Here is a 16086-nt window from a genome sequence, read left to right as displayed (position 1 = left end):
TAACCGCCTGTTTGGCTGCCTCCAAAAGGATCGATTTAGCGAAAAGCCACGGACCGAAGGCAAGACGCGAGATCGCACGGCCCGTGTGCGCACGTCTTTGCTACGTGATCAAGCCGTTACGCTGCCCGCGAACCTTCCGATGATTTGCCTTCCGCTTGGGGTTCGCGGTGGCTACAGAACCAACGGCGCATTGAGATCCAGCACGGGCTTTGCGCCGATGTGTTCTACCTTGCCTTGCCATTTAAGACCAAGGTAGTAGAAGCGAAGGCTGTCCAGGTCTGGCTCGATGAGGTCGATAAGTCGTTGCTTGATCTCGACCCAGCGGGCCGTGTCCACTTCCAGCTCGAATACCGAGAACTGGACACGCTGACCGTAGTCTCGACATGCCTTGGCGATGCGCCGCAGACGTTTTGCGCCGCCCGGGCTTGTGATCATGACATCGTAGGTGACAAGAACAAGCATGGTGTCACCTCACTTCCACAGGAACGGTGGATAAGAGTCCAGGTCGCCACGCAGATGCCGGGCGAGCAGCTGTGCCTGCAGGTACGGGAACAGGCCAATAGCTACTTTCTCGCCAATGAACACGTGCTGCAGCTCTTCACGTTTGCGCTCCTGGTAAGCGACAAGCACTGTCTTCCTGGCATCGTCCTTGAGCAATACGGCCCCGTTTTCCATCTGTCGGAAGTCGCTTTCATTGAGCTGCTTGCGATTGATCAGCGATAGCGCCAGGCGTTCGCCGAGCAAGGGACGAAATTCCTCGGCCATATCCAGCGCCAAGCTAGGACGACCGGGGCGGTCGCGATGCAGGAAGCCGACAGCGGGGTCCAGGCCAACTGTTTCAAGCGCCGAACGGCAATCGTGCGTCAACAAGGTGTAGAGAAATGAAAGCAAGGCGTTGAATGCGTCACGCGGTGGTCGGCGGTTGCGGCCACCAAACCGCAGCAAGGGCGACTCCACCCTGATCAGCTGGTCAAATACACCGAAGTAGGCTTGGGCAGCTTCCCCTTCCAGTCCGCGTAGTACGTCAACATTGCTTTCAATTAGCAGGCGCCGCGGAATACGTTTGAGCCGTTTCAGGGCGTGCTGAAATGCGGGCACATCGTTCAACTTGTCACCGTGATCGCGCCAGCCGCGTGCGAGCACGGCGCGCTGGTTGTGGATCTTTCCGGCCAACAGGTGCCTGACCACACTGGCGCAGCGGACCGGATCGTCGCTGCGGCGGTATTGTTCGCGGCGCAGCAGGACGTTGCCTGAAACGGGGCCTTCCACACGAGCGAGGAACTTCCCGTTCGGTGTCATGTAGCAAATGCTGATGCCTTGCTCAGAGCAGAAGCCCAACAGCTGGGGCGACACCGCCACACGACCGATGCAGACCAAGCTCTCCAGCATGTGTACCGGCACGCGGGCGCGGATCTCCTTCTCCACTTCCATGACGATGTTGGCCCCGTCTTTGCGCAGCCAGGCACCTTCGGTGGTGACGTAGAGGGTATTGAGCTGGCGTCGCATTCAATCCTCCAGCTGGCTCCGCAGCCAGTGTTCAACATCGCAGGAGCGGTTCAGCAGGCGTGGCTGGCACAAGTCGATAAGCGAGCAAGCGTCACAACGCTTTGACTCGTAGTGCGCCAACGGAGTCTTCCCCGAGGTGATCATTTGACGAGTGGCGGCGATGGTCTGGCGAGTGAGCGCGCGCAGCTCGTTATCGAAAGCGACATCTTTGCGCCGACGCGTCTGTCCGTAGAACAGTGCACCCGTCATGACGGACTGGCCCAACATGGATTCCAGGCAGAGCGCCTGGGCACAAAGCTGGACCTCATCCGCGTGGTGGGACTTGGGCCGACCTCGCTTGTACTCCACGGGAAACGCTTGCTCGGTGTCGGCGCTGCGATGAAACTCCACGACATCGGCCACACCTGTGATGCCCAATTGCAAGTCGAGCAAGGGCATCGCGGTAGCGGTGCGGATACCTTTGCGCCGCTCCGACTGTGGCTGGTCAGCACGTTTGTGCAGCAGGTGACCTTCCGCTGTCTGGCGGTTATCGGCCCATTGGCGCTCGATATGAATAAGCGCGCACTGGCGTGGGCAGTACAGATAATGCTGAAGGGCGGAAATGGGGATCAGGTCTTCGTCGTCCATCGTTCCGCCCTCCCGCGTTGGTCAGAACATCTCGGTCAGGGTCACGCCTGTTGGCACTGACTCCCGATCGATGTCGACGCGATAGTCGGCGAAACTACGGGCGGGCGTGTCGACCTGACCATCCACGCGTTCGACTTTGATCTTCTCGAACAAGTGGTGGGCCGGTGCGTTGCCCATCGGGTGGTCGTGCTTGAAGACGATCAGCTTGCGTGCGGCCATTTCGCCACGCGCCGCGGAGTGGTCGTGTTCAAACAGGTTGGTCAATGCGCGCCACAGCAGCGCAAGGTCGTCTTCGGAGAAACCGGTGCGCTCGGCCAGCTTGGCCGAAATGAAGCCGTGCACGCGGTACAGCCCATAGGGGAGGATGTGCTTGCGCCCCATGGTGCGCTCCTTCTCCAGATCCCTTTCGTTGGTGACTGCCACCCGGGTGATGGAAATTTCCTGGGGAACCACGGGGTCGATGGAGCTGGCGAAGGCAATCTGCACCGGGCCACGAACCTGTCCTGCATTGACTTCGGTGGTCATCACCGCGCCAAAGGTACGCACGTCGAAAAAGTTCTTGCACATCCAGGCAGTAAGCTCGCGTGCCTTGGCCTCGTCCTTGGGCAGTTTCTTCGCTTCCGGCTCGATACCCAGTGCCGTATAGGCTTGCTTGTGCTGGTTGTTCAGCACCGACTTTTCCTGCATGTAAATCGTATAGCCCGGCTCGCCTTCCTTTTCTAGCGCGGTGTAATTGCGGATCTTGCGCTTTAGGGCAACGTCGGTGACCAGACCCTGATTGGTTTCCGGGTCCAGTCGCGGCATGTTGCCGGCGTCGGGGTCGCCATTGGGGTTGCCGTTGGTGACGTCGAACAGGTAGACAAATTCATAACGGTTGGCAATGGCGCTCATGCGTCCTCTCCTTCGGAATCAGTGTCGGTGGTGTCGGCACGGCTGAAACGTGCCTGGGTCTGGTGGTAGTAGCCGATGGCGAAATGCCCTTGAGCCTCGATGCGCAAGGATTTGGGAAAGGTCGGCCCCAATTGGTCGATGATTCCACCGACGTCCTTTTCCAGGTTCACGGCAAACCCGGGCTTGTCCTTGCGCACGCGGCTGAGGTGATGTTGGGCGTTGCGCAGCAGTACCGGGAACACGCTGGCCGGCGTCGCCGACGCCGCACCGTAGTAGCGGTCGCGAATGGTGGCGTTGATTTGCTTGCCCAATGCGGCGCGCTGGACGTTCTCCAGCGTGGAGAACAGTCTCCCCAGCAGATAGCCGGGGTCGGTATTGGTCAGGTCGAGGCTCACAAGCAGTTCCCCTTGGTTGGTGTCCTTGTTGTCCAGTCGCTGTTCGCGCGCCAGGACTCCCTTGCACAAAGCCACACGCGTTCCGCTGATGTCGCCGTCGGCACGAAACCGCATGATGATGTTGCTGAGCAGGCTGTATGGATAACGACGGCCAGTCAGGATGGCCCGGGTCAGTTCGCCGGCGAGTTGTGGTGGAACGTCTTCGCTCTTGGATTTGCTGCCTTCACGGTGCGGCACGGTGGCGAGAAGCAGTTTCCAGACAGCCGGTGGCGTGCGCCACGGCGATGGCTCCAGTCTCAGGTCATCGAAATGCCAGCGCAGTCGCTGCGCAAACGTCGCCAACGTCTGGGTTTCCCAGAAGCGGATCGACAGACGCGAGGCGTTGGGTGCGAGACCCAGCACGAAGATGCGCGTGCCGTCGTCCAAATGACCTTCCAGATCATGCAACGGCAAACCTTGGCGCACTTGTTCAAGCACGTCATGCACTTGCTTGGTGGCACGTTCGTCTTCGTCCCTGGGGTCAAAGAAGGCAGCCAGCAGGCTTTCGGCCTCTGCTGCTGACTGTGCTTCGGCCGCTTCGGCCCAGAACACCACGGTGGCATCGCCGATGCGCAACTGCTGCCGGCTTTCCCGTCGCAACAGATGGTTGAGGACGGTGGTGTAGGCGAAAGCGGCCTGCTCGGAAACTGGCGCGTTCTCACCCTGCTGCTTGCCATAGGAGGCGAACGATTCAAGGTTGAACGAAACGATGGAAGCACCTGAACTCTGCGCACCCATGACGCCCTTGATGGCTGGGTGCAGGCGTGCGAGCGGAGCCCGTTCACCGGTCACCAGACAGATGCCCTCGTGACTACTGGTGGTGCTTCCAGACAGGTGTGACCAAACAGTTCGCGCAGCCGGTCGCTCATGCAGATAGCGTGGCTCGTCGCCCAGCCGGAATACCACATTGGTATCCAGCATTGCTTCCCCGTGGTGGGTGAACGCCGGCTCTTGCTGGAATCGCTCGGGGCGCCAATGCTCCAAAAAGAGCCGCAATGCTTTCAGTCCGGCATCTTGCTCATGGACCAAGGCGTCCTGATGGAGTGCCTTGAACGAGGCATGTTCCTGCTCGCTACGTTTGCTGCTGGCACTGACGCCCAGCGCGTAACTGGTTTTGTCCCACAGGAAGAACGGCTTTGCACCAATGCCGGGACGTTTGAACGATGCCGGAACGCTGAGACTTCGTGGAGACGGCTTCTTGCCGCTTGTATCCCGGATATCCAAGACATCGGCGATACCACCGTCCTCGGTCAGCACAATCGCGTAGCTGATCTTTTCCTGACTGCAGCCCGGTCGCGAAATATTCGCGTCGTCGTCATCCAGCAAGCGCTGGTAGTAGTCGTTGAGCGCGCTCAGGATCATGACCTGACCTCGCCATCGCCCATTGGCGGCACGGCGACCAGCCCATCGAGCATGCGTGCACGGAAGAAATACGGAGTCATGTCGCTGGCGAAATCGATATCGTGCAGCATCCAGCCCAAATCACGTTCGCCACGCAGCGAATCGTGTGGAACGGGTTGTTCACCGCCATCCTCCAGCAACTCGAAGCTGGCCGGGAACTCGCGCGTGCCCAGACAAGGTGCCTGGAAACATTGCCCCTTGCGAGCGCGACGATTGAAGATGTCCAGATGCTTGCCGATGTTGTCCTCGGCGCCGGCCTTGTCGGTCAGTTCGAAATGCGCTCCGATCACATAGGCCACGTCACGCAGCAAAGTGGTAGCACGTTGCTGGCGATCTTCCTCGACATAGCTCACAAGACCGTCGGCACGACCGGCCTTGATCGCCTTGCCGACGCTGGCGGCGGACAACTTGCCACCGACCTCATTGCGGCGAATGGATTCGAAGCGGATCGGCTTGAGCACCTGGATGCTGTCCACCACCCAGCGGATCGCCGGTTTCCAGTGGATGGCCTCCAGAATGCCGCGTGCGGCGGACGGCGTGATGACGTCGTAGGACACACGCTCGACTTTCATCTCCGGTCGCGTGAACAGCGCTCGTTCTCCCTGGATATACAGCCTGATCCCGTATGCCATATCTACTCCTCTATGGTTTTTCCATCCTTGCTCGCGCACATCTCATAACGTGAGACAGCCACTCAACCACACCACACGAGGCTGCCAACTTCCAAAAGCTGTGGATTGTCCCAGTGCAGCCCAAACTGTTTGTTGTACAGCCGCGGATTGACCAACTGCACAAATTGCTCGCCGTATCGGTCCGGGGCTATTGGCTGGATGGCGCGTGCCTTCCATAGCGCATCGTAGGCTTGATCGGGCAGTTGCACGATGTAGGGCTGGAGTTCACGGGCGATGGCACCGCAGCTTTCGGCGAACTCCAGTTTCCTCAGTGCTTTCTTCGCGATGTCATCCCAGGGCACGATCACCGGCCGCATCGTGACCTCAATCAGCCGAAATTTTTCCGCCAAAGTTTCGAACGGCAGGCTGTCTTCTCTGCAACCCTTCAGCATGCCGAGCAGATCGTGCGCATCCAGTTCCTTGACGCCCTTCTGCCAGTAAAGCTCGTGGAAGTACGCGCGGATTGCTTCCGGTGCCAGCAAATCGTCACGATAACGTGGCTCGACCGTGCGAAAGGCCTGCGCGAACTGTTTCAGCTCCGTGGGCGGCGCCCAGTCCGGATTGGCCGTGGCAAACACCAGCACTTCGCTGTCCTCGTGGCCGCGGCGTCCTTCACGATTGCAGCGGCCGGCCGCCTGCGCGATGGAATCCAGCCCGGCCTCGGCACGCAAAACGGTCGGCAAGTCGATGTCTACCCCGGCCTCGATCAGGCTGGTACTGACCAATCGGCATGGCAAGCCATCCTTCAATTGCTGCCGGACTTCCGCCAGCACCGCGCTGCGGTGCTTGGCGCACATCAAGGTAGTCAGGTGGTACGCGCCGGGCTGGTCGGCAATGGAATCGAACAGCGCCCGCGCATGGCGGCGATTGTTGACGATGCACAGCACCTGCTCGCGTTGGCGCATGTGTTCGGTGAGCGCATCGTCATCCAGAGCCCCCACGTGGCGTACATTCACGCGCCGCAATTGCTGATAGAGGCTGGGTGGATCGGGTGCCAGCTCGCGGACATTTTTCAGCCCGTCCAGGAAGCCCTCTTCGGCGTTCAGCGCAGGCTGGGTCGCTGTGCACAGCACAATGCTGGTGCGGTAGTTGAGTGCCAACTCGTCCAGCAGCGTCACGCAGGGACGCAGCAACTTCAGCGGCAGGGTCTGGGCTTCATCGAGGATCACCACGCTGCCGGCAATGTTGTGCAGCTTGCGGCAGCGCGACGGGCGATCGGCAAACAGGCTTTCAAAGAACTGCACGGCAGTGGTGACAACCACCGGCGCGTCCCAGTTTTCCATCGCCAGCTTGCGCTTGTCTTTCGATTCCGGGGCTGACTTCGGGTCGTCAAAATAGGCGCTGTGATGTTCCAGTACCGCGGCCTCCCCAACTTCACCAAAGGCGTCGCGGAACACTTGTGCGTTCTGCTCGACGATGCTGGTGAAGGGAATGACGAAGATCACCCGACGCAGGCCATGGGCGATCGCGTGATCCAGCGCAAAGGCCAGCGAGGCCAAGGTCTTGCCGCCACCGGTAGGTACGGTCAACGAGAACAGTCCGGGTTCGTGTGCCGATTGCCCGCGTACGTGAGACAGAATCTCTGCGCGCAGCTGATTGACCTCGGTATCTGGCCGGAACGCCCCCAATCGAGAGTCGAGGCGCTGACGCAATTGCTGCAGACTCGGCGTCTCATCTTTTCCTCTGGGAGTGCGCCCTTCGATCCGACGATAGAACTCGTCGGTGTCGATGAAGTCCGCGTCCACTAGGCAGGAAAACAGCATGCGCGCCAGCAAGGTCAGCTGGAAGGCGCCGCGATCCCCGCGTGGCCGGAAGCCGACTGGCAGCTGCAGTTCGGACGGTTCTGGCAAAGACAGCTCCTGCTGCCAGCATGGCAGGAGCTCCGGCAGGGGGCTGTTCAATCGGTCGTGCAACGAGGTTCGCGAGCTACCACCTTTTCCATTGGCTAGCCCGGCATGGTGGCCGGCGATGCCATAAGCCAGCAGGCGACCGTACGAACCGTATCGATCCGAAGCAATGCATGCACCCCAGGTCGCGTGATCCACCTTGGCGGAGTTGCCTTCCAGCCGCCGCTGAAATTCCCCGGTGTACTTGCCCAGATCGTGCAACAACCCGGCCGGACGGGCCAATGGCTGTCCACCAAAGGACCTCGCAAATTCCGCTGCCAAAGACCCTACCGAGCTCAAATGCTCATGCAGTGGCTGCCAGTTTGACTTGTCACTGCGCTGGGTCGAGTGTGCATAGAAGTTCATGGCGTCCCTGCTCCCCCGTTCGATCTGAACAGCAATCGATAACCGAAATCCATCATATCGACACCAGTCTCACGAGCTGCGACGCGCGCAAAACACTTGATGCCGCCCGCAGACCTGAAGCAATTCAGTGCCGTTCAGCAGTATCCGCTCGCCAGCCAGCCCAGCAAGACGTGCTCGATCCGGCCTGCCTCATCAGGTTGGATATCGCCAAGCTTTCCTTGAACCGACCGCTAGTTAACGATAAGCCGTTACCGTTAACTAAACGACCGCCCTATATGGGATGATTTTTTCAGCACCCCGCCAATGCTGTCTTTTGTGCGCACTCGATGTCGTAGCGCTGCTGCAGGTTGAGCCAGCTCTGCGCGTCATTGCCGAATAACGCCCTCGGCATCAGCGCCATATCCGCGCTGATGCCGCGCCTTCGCGCACGATCTCGTTGATGCGGACGGGAGTGACTTCACTGGCGCGGGCCACGCTGCGCTGGACGACCCGCCATGACTGACAGCCACGCTGCCGCCCCCGCCGCGAGGAGGTGCCGTTGTTCGTTGGAAGTGGTGCGCCTGGCGGGATTCGAACCCACGACCCCTGCCTTCGGAGGGCAGTACTCTATCCAGCTGAGCTACAGGCGCATGTGTGGCCGCGCGGGGCACTGGCCCGCGGGGAGCGCAGTATAGCCGAGTTGCCGCGGGCGGGCATGCGCTGCCACCTGCGCTTCCCTCACCTCGCTCCTCTCCCACCAGTGGGAGAGGAGGCGAACGCGGGAAGCGCGGTGCCTGATGAGGCCGGAGCGGCCTCAGCGGGCCTTGAGCAGGGTGCTCAGGGTGTCCGGCTTGCTGGTGTCGCGCACCAGGTGCGGGTACTTCAGGCCATCGTGGTAGTCGATGCGGATGGTCTGGTACTGGTCGAAGTTCTTCACCAGCAGCTCGACCGGCAGGCTCTTGTCCTTGGCCGAGGCGGTGACCGCGTCCTTCAGCGCATCGGCGTCGTAGTCGTGGCCGTTCACCGCGATCACGCTCATGGCCGGCGAAATGCCGGCCTTGAACGCGGGACCGTCCCACAGCACGTCGCCGATGCTGCCGTCCTTGCCCACCGACAGGCCCAGCGAGTAGGTGAGGTCGGCGGAATGACGGCGGGCCTCGATGGCCTTCACCGCGGCGGACGGCTTGTCGGTGTAGGTGAGCTTCCAGCCGTGGGCTTCGACGCCGCCGATCAGCGGGCCGTGGCCGTCCAGGCGGGTGCGCAGGTAGCTGGCCCAGTCGAACGGCTGGATGTCGTTGAGCGTCTTCACCACGTCTTCGAAGGTGTAGGGGTTCACGGCCCACTCGCCGTTGTCCATGCCGAAGAACGCCTTGCCGAAGTCGTCGATGGAATGCTTGCCCTTGCTGAGGTCACGCAGCTTGGCGTCGACGTCGAGCCAGATCATCTGACCGGCCGAGTAGTAGTCCTCGCTGCCCTGGTAGTTGCGGTAGGGCAGCGGCGCGCGCTGGGCGATGATCGGGTCGTTGGTGGTGTCCTGCACGTTGCGCCAGCTGGCCAGGCCGGGGCGGCCGCGGTCGTAGGTGGCGGCCACGAAGGCCAGCATGTCGCGCGCCTGCTCCTCGTTCCACAGGCCCGAGCGGGTGGCCATCACGTGACCCCAGAACTGGGTCTGGCCTTCGTACACCCACAGCAGCGAATCCTGCATCGGCACGTTGAAGTTCACCGTGGTGAGGTCGGCGCCACGGCGGTACTTGCCGTCCCACGAGTGGTTGTATTCGTGGGCCAGCAGGTCGCGGCCCAGCGCGCCCTTTTCCCACTCGGTGAAGTAGCCGGTGCCCACGCCGTTCTCGCTGGAACGATGGTGCTCCAGGCCCTGCCCGCTCATCTTGTCGCTGAGCGAAAGCAGGAAGTCGTAGTGGTTGTAGTGGTGGGCGCCGTACATCTTGTACATCTGCTGCACCAGGTTGCGATGCAGCTTGATCTGCTCGGGCGTCACTTCCAGGTACTTCGCCGCGTCGGCCACGACGTTCAGATGCACCGGCGCCTTGGCGCCCGGATCGAGGTCGATGCGCTTGAAATACTTGCCGGCGAAGATCGGCGAGTCGACCAGGTCGTTGTACGCGATCGGCTTGAAGTGCACGGTGTCGCCATCGCGCGAGGCCACTTCCAGCGCGGTGCCGAACTGCCAGCCGGCGGGGAACTTCACGCTGGTCTCGGCCATGATGCGCTTGGCGTAGTAGCCGGCCGGGTAGATGGTGTTGGCGTTCCACTGCAGGTTCAGCATTTCCGGCGTCATCACCACGCGCCCCTCGCTCTTGCTCTGCGGCGAGAGGAACTCGAACGACACCTCCACGTTGCTGGCGCCGGCGGGCACGTCGACGTGGAAGGCGTAGACGTTCAGCGGGTCGCGCTTCCACGGCAGGGTCTTGCCGTTGGCGGTCACCACCAGGCCGGCCAGCTTGTCGATCGGGCCGCTGGGCGAATGGTGGCCGGGCAGCCACTGCGGGTACAGCAGGGTCAGCGGGCCGGGCTGGGCCGGGATCACCTCGTGCACGCGGAAGATCCGGCGCGCCAGGTCGGTGGCGTCCACATTGACCTTCAAGGTGCCCTGAAACGGCACATCCTGCGGCGCCGGGACATCGGCAAACGCGGCAAAACTGGCCAGGCCGAAGCTGGCGGCGACGAGGGCGGAAGCGAGGCGGGTGACTTTCAATGCGTTCTCCGGATGGAAAAGGGGGAGCCTGGCGAACGCTGCCGCGCCTGCCGAAAAATCACGACATGACGCGGCTCGGGCCAGACGGGGCCCGGGAATCCCTGCAACGGGAAGTTGTCATGGCAGGAGTCCAGACCCCGATGCTAGACCGGCCGCGACCGCCTTCACCCCTGCCGAAGGTCACGACCAGCGCGGCCGGCCATGCCACGTCCCCGCGCTTGTGCCGAATCTGGCACCCATCTTGCTGCGAACCACACTGAACTCTTCCGGCTTCACCGCTCAGGAACCCCATGCACGACCTGCTCGACCACCTTCCGCGCCACGACGACGGCCTGCAGCAGCGCGACTACCGCAGGTACCTCGCGCAGCGGATGGGGCCGATGATCCATGCCCTGATGCTGGTGGCGACCCTGGTCTACCTGGTCGCCGTGCTGGCCAGCAGCGTGCTACAGAGGCCGCTCCTGTCCGTCTGGCTGCGCGCGTTGCCGCTGTTGCCGCTGGCGCTGGTGACGCTGTCCACCCGGCAGGCGCGCCGGCCACACCTGCTCAGCGCGCTGACCCTGCTGTTCGTGGTGCTGCTGGAGGTGAGCATCAACCTCAACACGTTCGGCAACCCGCATCGGCAGACGATGGTGTTGCCGGGCCTGCTGTTGCCCGTGGTCTCGTCGGTGATCTGGCTCGGTCGCTGGGATTTCGTCGCCGGCATGATCGTCTGCGCGCTGGGCCCGCTGCCGATGCTGCTGCTGGGCAACAGCGACGACGTGCAGGTGGTGCAGTACCTGATCTACATGGCGGTGGCGATCGTGCTGGCCGCGGTGCTGCGCGCGTTCATGGCGCGCACGCTGTTCGAGCAGTTCCGGCTGGAGCGCCGCCTGCGCGAGCAGGCCAATACCGACGGGCTGACCGGGCTGCTGCTGCGCAACCGCTTCCTGCAGCTGTCGCGGCTGGCGCTGGCCGACATCCGGCATCGCAAGCTGCCCGCGTGCGTGCTCTACCTTGACGCCGACCACTTCAAGCCGCTCAACGACGACTTCGGCCACGCCGCCGGCGACGCCGCGCTGATCGCGATGGCCGGCACGATGCGTCGGCAGATGCGTCCGGACGACCTGATCGGGCGCATCGGCGGCGAGGAATTCGCGATGCTGATGCCCGGCCTCGACCTGGCCCAGGCGACCCAGCGGGCCGAGCAGTTGCGGCTGGCGATCCACGCCATCCAGCGCCCCGACGGACGCATGAGCGTCAGTATCGGCGTGGTCGAATGCCGGCCGGACGACGAGGCGATCGAGACCCTGCTGATCCGCGCCGACCGCGCGATGCGCCAGGCCAAGCGCGCCGGCCGCGACCGCGTGGCCAGCGCGGTCGACTGAGCGACGGCGCTGGCGCCCGCCCGGCCTGCCGTGATCAGCCGGCCATCTTGCTGCGGCGGATGCCGTAGGCGAAATAGACCACGCAACCCAGCGCCATCCAGATGATGAAGCGCTCGTAGGTGATCCACGGCAGGCCATAAATCAGCGCCGCGGAAAACAGGATGCCCAGCGGCGCGGTGAACCACACCGCCGGCGTGCGGAAGTTGCGCTGCAGGTCCGGCCGGCGCACGCGCAGCAGCATGATCGACGCGCAGATGATGATGAAGGCGCTGAGCGTGCCGATGTTGACCAGCTCGGCGACCTCGCCGATCGGCAGCAGGCCGGCGACCAGCGCGGTGAACACGCCGATGATCAGGGTCGGTCGTGCCGGCGTGCCGAAGCGCGGGCTGACCTTGGCGAACCAGGCCGGCAGCAGGCCGTCGCGGGCCAGCGCGAACCAGATCCGCGCCGCGCCCAGCATGAAGGCGAACAGCACGCTGGTGACGCCGATCACCGCCGCCGCCGCGATGGTGACGCTGAGCCAGTGCAGGCCGATCTGTTCGAACGCGTCGGACACCGACGCCTCGCCGCCGAGGTTGCTGTAGTGGGTGATGCCGGTGAGCACCAGCGACACCGCGATGTACAGCACCATCGCGATCGCCAGCGACAGCAGCACCGCGCGCGGCAGGTCGCGCTGCGGGTGCTTCGATTCCTCCGCCGCGGTGGTCAGCGTGTCGTAGCCGAACACCGCGAAGAACACCACGCTGGCCCCGGTCAGCACGCCCGACCAGCCGAAGTGGCCGACCCCGGTGGCGGCGTCGACCACGCGGGCGGGCACGAACGGATGCCAGTTCGCCGGGTCGATGTAGAACACGCCGACCAGCACCACCAGCAGCACGCCGATCACCTTGATCGCCACCACCAGGGTATTGAAGCGCGCGCCCCACTCGGTGCGCACGGTGAGCAGGATCGCCACGCCGATCGACACCGCCGCCGCGATCACGTTGAAGCGGTGGCCGTCGCTGGGCCCGGCGATCGCCGCCGAACCGTGCAGGCCGAACAGTTGCTGCAGGTAATACTGCATGGTCTGCGCGCTCATGCTCTGCTGCGCCCACTCCGGCAGGTGCACGCCGGCGGAGTTCAGCAGCACCTGCACGTAGCCGGACCAGCCGATCGCCACCACCGCGACCACCAGCGCGTATTCCAGCAGCAGGTCCCAGCCGATGATCCACGCGGCGAACTCGCCGAGCACCGCGTAGCCGTAGGTGTAGGCGCTGCCGGTGACCGGGATCAGCCCCGCGAACTCGGCGTAGCACAGCGCCGCACAGGCGCTGCCGAAGCCGGCGATGAGGAAGCTGATCGCCACCGCGGGGCCCGCGTTCATCGCCGCCTGCTGGCCGGCCAGCACGAAGATGCCCACGCCGATGATGCCGCCAATGCCGATCGCGGTGAGCTGCCACAAGCCCAGCACCCGGCGGAAGTCGCTGCGGGTGCCGGCTTCGGCCTGCAACTGTTCGATCGTCTTGTGCCGCACCAGCTTGCCGAGGAAACCCATTGCACACCCCTAATCGCATGACCGCCGGAAACCAGCGGCGATCATAGCGAATACCGCCCATCGTGTTGGCCCGTGCGCGGCATGTTGCGCTGCACCTGTACACCTGCGCGCGACGCGGGCGAACATGCATCCACGCATCCACGACCGGCCCGCGAGCGGGCGGCGAGGGAGGCGACCACGACCCGGGGAATACATCCATGCTCATCCGCACCCATCGTCTGGCTGCCGGCATCGCCTGCGCCCTGCTTGCCGGCACGCTCGGCGTGTCGTCCAACGCCTCGGCGCAGGACACCAGCCCGCCGCCGGCAGCGGCCACCACGAATGCCACCGAGCTGGGCAAGATCACGGTGACCGCGCAGAGCCGCACGCAGGAAGTGCAGGACGTGCCGATCGCGATGGACATCGTCACCGCGAAGCAGCTCGACATCATCGCCGCCACCGACCTCAGCCAGACCAACCTGTTCGTGCCCGGCGTGGTGGTCGACGGCAGCGACCCGACCCAGCCGACCTACCGGATGCGCGGCATCGAGACCAACGACTTCGGCATCGGCACCGATTCGGCCGTGGGCGTCTACGTCAACGGCGTCTACCAGACGCGCTCCGGCGGCGCGCTGATGGCGCTCAACGACGTGGCCCGGGTCGAAGTGCTGAAAGGCCCCCAGGGCACCCTGTTCGGCCGCAATACCGCCGCCGGCGCGATCTCGATCGTCACCAACGAACCGACCGAAAAGCTCGAGGGCAAGGCCCGCGTGCGCTACGGCGAATACGGCAAGCGCTACGGCGACGCCCTGCTCAACGTGCCGGTGAACCAGGACCTGGCCGTGCGGATGAGCTTCCTGGACAACCAGAGCAACGGCTATCTCAGGGATGCCGTCACCGGCCAGCACTACGGCAAGGACGACGAATGGGGCGCGCGGATGGTGGCGCGCTGGCAGGTCACGCCCGACAGCACGGTGCACCTGTCGTGGGACCACGATCGCCTGAAGCAGCCTTCGCGCATGGACGTGGGCCTGATCCCGCTGTCCTCCACCGACCTGTACCAGCGCGCGCCGTTCCCGGCCGATCCGTCGACCTACTACGACCCGCGCCACGCGCCGTTCTTCAACGACAGCGACGGCGGCCGCGAACGCCGCCAGTACAACGGCTGGACCCTGGCCTTCGACCACGGCTTCGACTGGGGCGGTTTCAGCTCGACCACCAATTACGCGGCCTACAACATCTCGCACGTCGAGGACGGCGACGGCACCAACCACGTCACCACCCACCTCGACACCGGCGTGATCAGCGAGGGGCGCACGCTGTACCAGGAGTTCAAGCTCAACGGCAGCAACGAGCGGGTCGACTGGGTCGCCGGCGCCAGCTACTACATGGAACGCGCCAAACAGACCAGCCTGGCCACGGTGAACACCGACACCTACGACACGCTGGCGATCAACAGCGGCCTCGGCGCCAACTTCACCCCGGACGGCACGCTGTTCCACTATTTCGACTCGCTGCTGCAGGCGTTCAACCTGCCCTACCGCCTGCTCGGCGATCCGTGGACCGAGACGATCAGCAACAACGGCCACTTCAATTCGTACGCGGTGTACGGCGATGCGATCTGGCATGTCACCGACAAGCTCAACATCACCACCGGCCTGCGCTACACCCACGACCGCAAGTATTTCGACTGGTACACGCCGGTGCGCTACGCGCCACAGCTCGATGCGACGGTCAATCAGCTCGACGCGGCCGGCGTCCTGGCGCTGGCGCCGCTGCTCACCGGCGGCGCGCTGAGTGCCGATGCCCTGCGCGCCATCCTCACCCAGAACCAGATCTTCCCCAACGCGGTGGGCCAGCTGGTCAGCAAGGACAACCGCTGGAACGACCTGAGCCCGCGCCTGGTCGCCGACTACAAGTTCACCCCGGACACGATGGGTTACCTGTCACTGGCCCGGGGCTACAAGGCTGGCGGCTACAACGGCACCGAGCCCGGTTCGCAGTTCCAGCCGGAGAAAGTGTGGAACGCCGAGCTCGGCATCAAGAGCACCTTCCCCGACCAGCACCTGCTGCTGAATGCCTCGATCTACCACTACCGCTACACCGACAAGCAGACCCTGGTGGTGGTGCCGTCCACCGACGGCCTCGGCGTGCCGACCTACCAGGTCAGCAACACCAGCCAGGACGCCACCGGCGTGGACCTGCAGGTGCAGTGGGTGCCGCTGGACGATCTGCGGCTGGGCTTCAACGGCAGCTACATCGACTCGAAATACTCCACCGCGCGCGTGCCGGCCGGCGTCGACGCCAACGGCGATGCGCTCTACCTGGATGTCTCCGGCCAGCCGGTGGACGAGCCGAAGTTCTCCTACAGCTTCAGCGGCGACTACACCTGGCACGGCGTGGCCCAGGGCGAGCTGAGCTTCCACGCCAACTACGGCTATCGCGGGCGCATGCGCTGCAACGACGCCTCGGTCTACCAGGGCAAGTGCGCCTTGCCGACCAACTTCGACCTGGGCGAGCCGCAGCAGCGCACCGACTTGCGCCTCGACTGGAACGCGGCGAACGGCCGCTGGGGTCTCGGCGCTTATGTGCAGAACCTGTTCGACAAGCAGTACGTCAGCGGCCTGGGCACGATCTCGCAGTCGGTGCTGGGCACGCCGTACGCCTACGTCACGCCACCACGGATGTGGGGCGTGGAAGCGCGCGTGAAGTTCTGACCGACCCGCCGTCGC

General features: G+C 63.8%; 11 protein-coding genes and 1 tRNA gene. 2 read left to right on the top strand and 10 right to left on the bottom strand.

Features of this window, described 5'->3' with window-relative positions; genetic code table 11:
• Positions 1–171: 171 nt before the first annotated feature.
• The 9 genes from cas2 to ASD55_RS01925 all read right to left on the bottom strand — a co-directional run bounded on the left by cas2 (position 172) and on the right by ASD55_RS01925 (position 10474).
• Entirely contained in the window at positions 172–462 is a 291-nt protein-coding gene (gene cas2 / locus ASD55_RS01970; RefSeq protein WP_056763349.1) for a CRISPR-associated endonuclease Cas2, read from the bottom strand.
• Between the two features lie 9 nt (positions 463–471).
• On the bottom strand, positions 472–1506 hold the full coding sequence (gene cas1c / locus ASD55_RS01965) for a type I-C CRISPR-associated endonuclease Cas1c (protein WP_056763347.1): 1035 nt from the start codon (positions 1504–1506) through the stop codon (positions 472–474).
• Positions 1507–2133: a CRISPR-associated protein Cas4 gene (gene cas4, locus ASD55_RS01960; RefSeq protein ID WP_056763346.1), complete on the bottom strand. Its 627-nt coding sequence runs from the start codon at positions 2131–2133 to the stop codon at positions 1507–1509.
• Between the two features lie 21 nt (positions 2134–2154).
• Positions 2155–3024, bottom strand: a complete 870-nt coding sequence (gene cas7c / locus ASD55_RS01955; RefSeq protein ID WP_056763344.1) for a type I-C CRISPR-associated protein Cas7/Csd2 — start codon at positions 3022–3024, stop codon at positions 2155–2157.
• Positions 3021–4820, bottom strand: coding sequence for a type I-C CRISPR-associated protein Cas8c/Csd1 (gene cas8c, locus ASD55_RS01950; protein ID WP_056763342.1), 1800 nt, complete (start codon positions 4818–4820; stop codon positions 3021–3023). The genes cas7c and cas8c overlap by 4 nt, the downstream gene beginning before the upstream one ends.
• Complete coding sequence (gene cas5c, locus ASD55_RS01945) at positions 4817–5491, bottom strand: type I-C CRISPR-associated protein Cas5c (protein WP_056763340.1); 675 nt, start codon at positions 5489–5491, stop codon at positions 4817–4819. Before cas5c ends, cas8c begins: the two co-directional genes overlap by 4 nt.
• Positions 5492–5553: 62 nt before the next feature.
• The gene (locus tag ASD55_RS01940) at positions 5554–7782 is read right to left on the bottom strand and encodes a CRISPR-associated helicase/endonuclease Cas3 (RefSeq protein WP_056763338.1); all 2229 of its coding nucleotides are present in this window, start codon (positions 7780–7782) and stop codon (positions 5554–5556) included.
• 552 nt (positions 7783–8334) lie between these two features.
• Positions 8335–8411: transfer RNA gene (locus ASD55_RS01930), tRNA-Arg, on the bottom strand.
• A 164-nt stretch (positions 8412–8575) separates the two neighbouring features.
• A complete protein-coding gene (locus ASD55_RS01925; protein WP_056717416.1) occupies positions 8576–10474 on the bottom strand; it encodes a M61 family metallopeptidase in 1899 nt (632 codons plus the stop codon).
• Positions 10475–10764: 290 nt separating this feature from the next.
• On the opposite strand from ASD55_RS01925, the gene ASD55_RS01920 reads away from it, so the two are divergent.
• On the top strand, positions 10765–11841 hold the full coding sequence (locus tag ASD55_RS01920; protein WP_056763336.1) for a GGDEF domain-containing protein: 1077 nt from the start codon (positions 10765–10767) through the stop codon (positions 11839–11841).
• Between the two features lie 34 nt (positions 11842–11875).
• Here the strand turns inward: ASD55_RS01920 and ASD55_RS01915 are convergent, their stop codons facing one another.
• Positions 11876–13375 carry an amino acid permease gene (locus ASD55_RS01915; RefSeq protein WP_056763334.1) on the bottom strand — a complete coding sequence of 500 codons (1500 nt, stop codon included), beginning with the start codon at positions 13373–13375 and terminating at the stop codon, positions 11876–11878.
• Positions 13376–13572: 197 nt separating this feature from the next.
• Here ASD55_RS01915 and ASD55_RS01910 point away from each other — a divergent pair, with 197 nt between their 5' ends.
• Positions 13573–16071, top strand: coding sequence for a TonB-dependent receptor (locus ASD55_RS01910; RefSeq protein ID WP_056763333.1), 2499 nt, complete (start codon positions 13573–13575; stop codon positions 16069–16071).
• The last annotated feature ends 15 nt before the right edge of the window (positions 16072–16086 follow it).

Source organism: Rhodanobacter sp. Root561, from assembly GCF_001427365.1.
Classification (GTDB): Bacteria; Pseudomonadota; Gammaproteobacteria; order Xanthomonadales; family Rhodanobacteraceae; genus Rhodanobacter.
The sequence above is the reverse complement of the archived record's forward strand: the minus strand, read 5'-3'. Positions and strand labels throughout refer to the sequence as shown.

Bases quoted from the DNA above. Each gene is read 5' to 3' on its own strand.
- cas2 (WP_056763349.1), bottom strand. From the start codon at position 462: ATGCTTGTTCTTGTCACCTACGATGTCATGATCACAAGCCCGGGCGGC.
- cas1c (WP_056763347.1), bottom strand. From the start codon at position 1,506: ATGCGACGCCAGCTCAATACCCTCTACGTCACCACCGAAGGTGCCTGG.
- cas4 (WP_056763346.1), bottom strand. From the start codon at position 2,133: ATGGACGACGAAGACCTGATCCCCATTTCCGCCCTTCAGCATTATCTG.
- cas7c (WP_056763344.1), bottom strand. From the start codon at position 3,024: ATGAGCGCCATTGCCAACCGTTATGAATTTGTCTACCTGTTCGACGTC.
- cas8c (WP_056763342.1), bottom strand. From the start codon at position 4,820: ATGATCCTGAGCGCGCTCAACGACTACTACCAGCGCTTGCTGGATGAC.
- cas5c (WP_056763340.1), bottom strand. From the start codon at position 5,491: ATGGCATACGGGATCAGGCTGTATATCCAGGGAGAACGAGCGCTGTTC.
- ASD55_RS01940 (WP_056763338.1), bottom strand. From the start codon at position 7,782: ATGAACTTCTATGCACACTCGACCCAGCGCAGTGACAAGTCAAACTGG.
- ASD55_RS01920 (WP_056763336.1), top strand. From the start codon at position 10,765: ATGCACGACCTGCTCGACCACCTTCCGCGCCACGACGACGGCCTGCAG.
- ASD55_RS01915 (WP_056763334.1), bottom strand. From the start codon at position 13,375: ATGGGTTTCCTCGGCAAGCTGGTGCGGCACAAGACGATCGAACAGTTG.
- ASD55_RS01910 (WP_056763333.1), top strand. From the start codon at position 13,573: ATGCTCATCCGCACCCATCGTCTGGCTGCCGGCATCGCCTGCGCCCTG.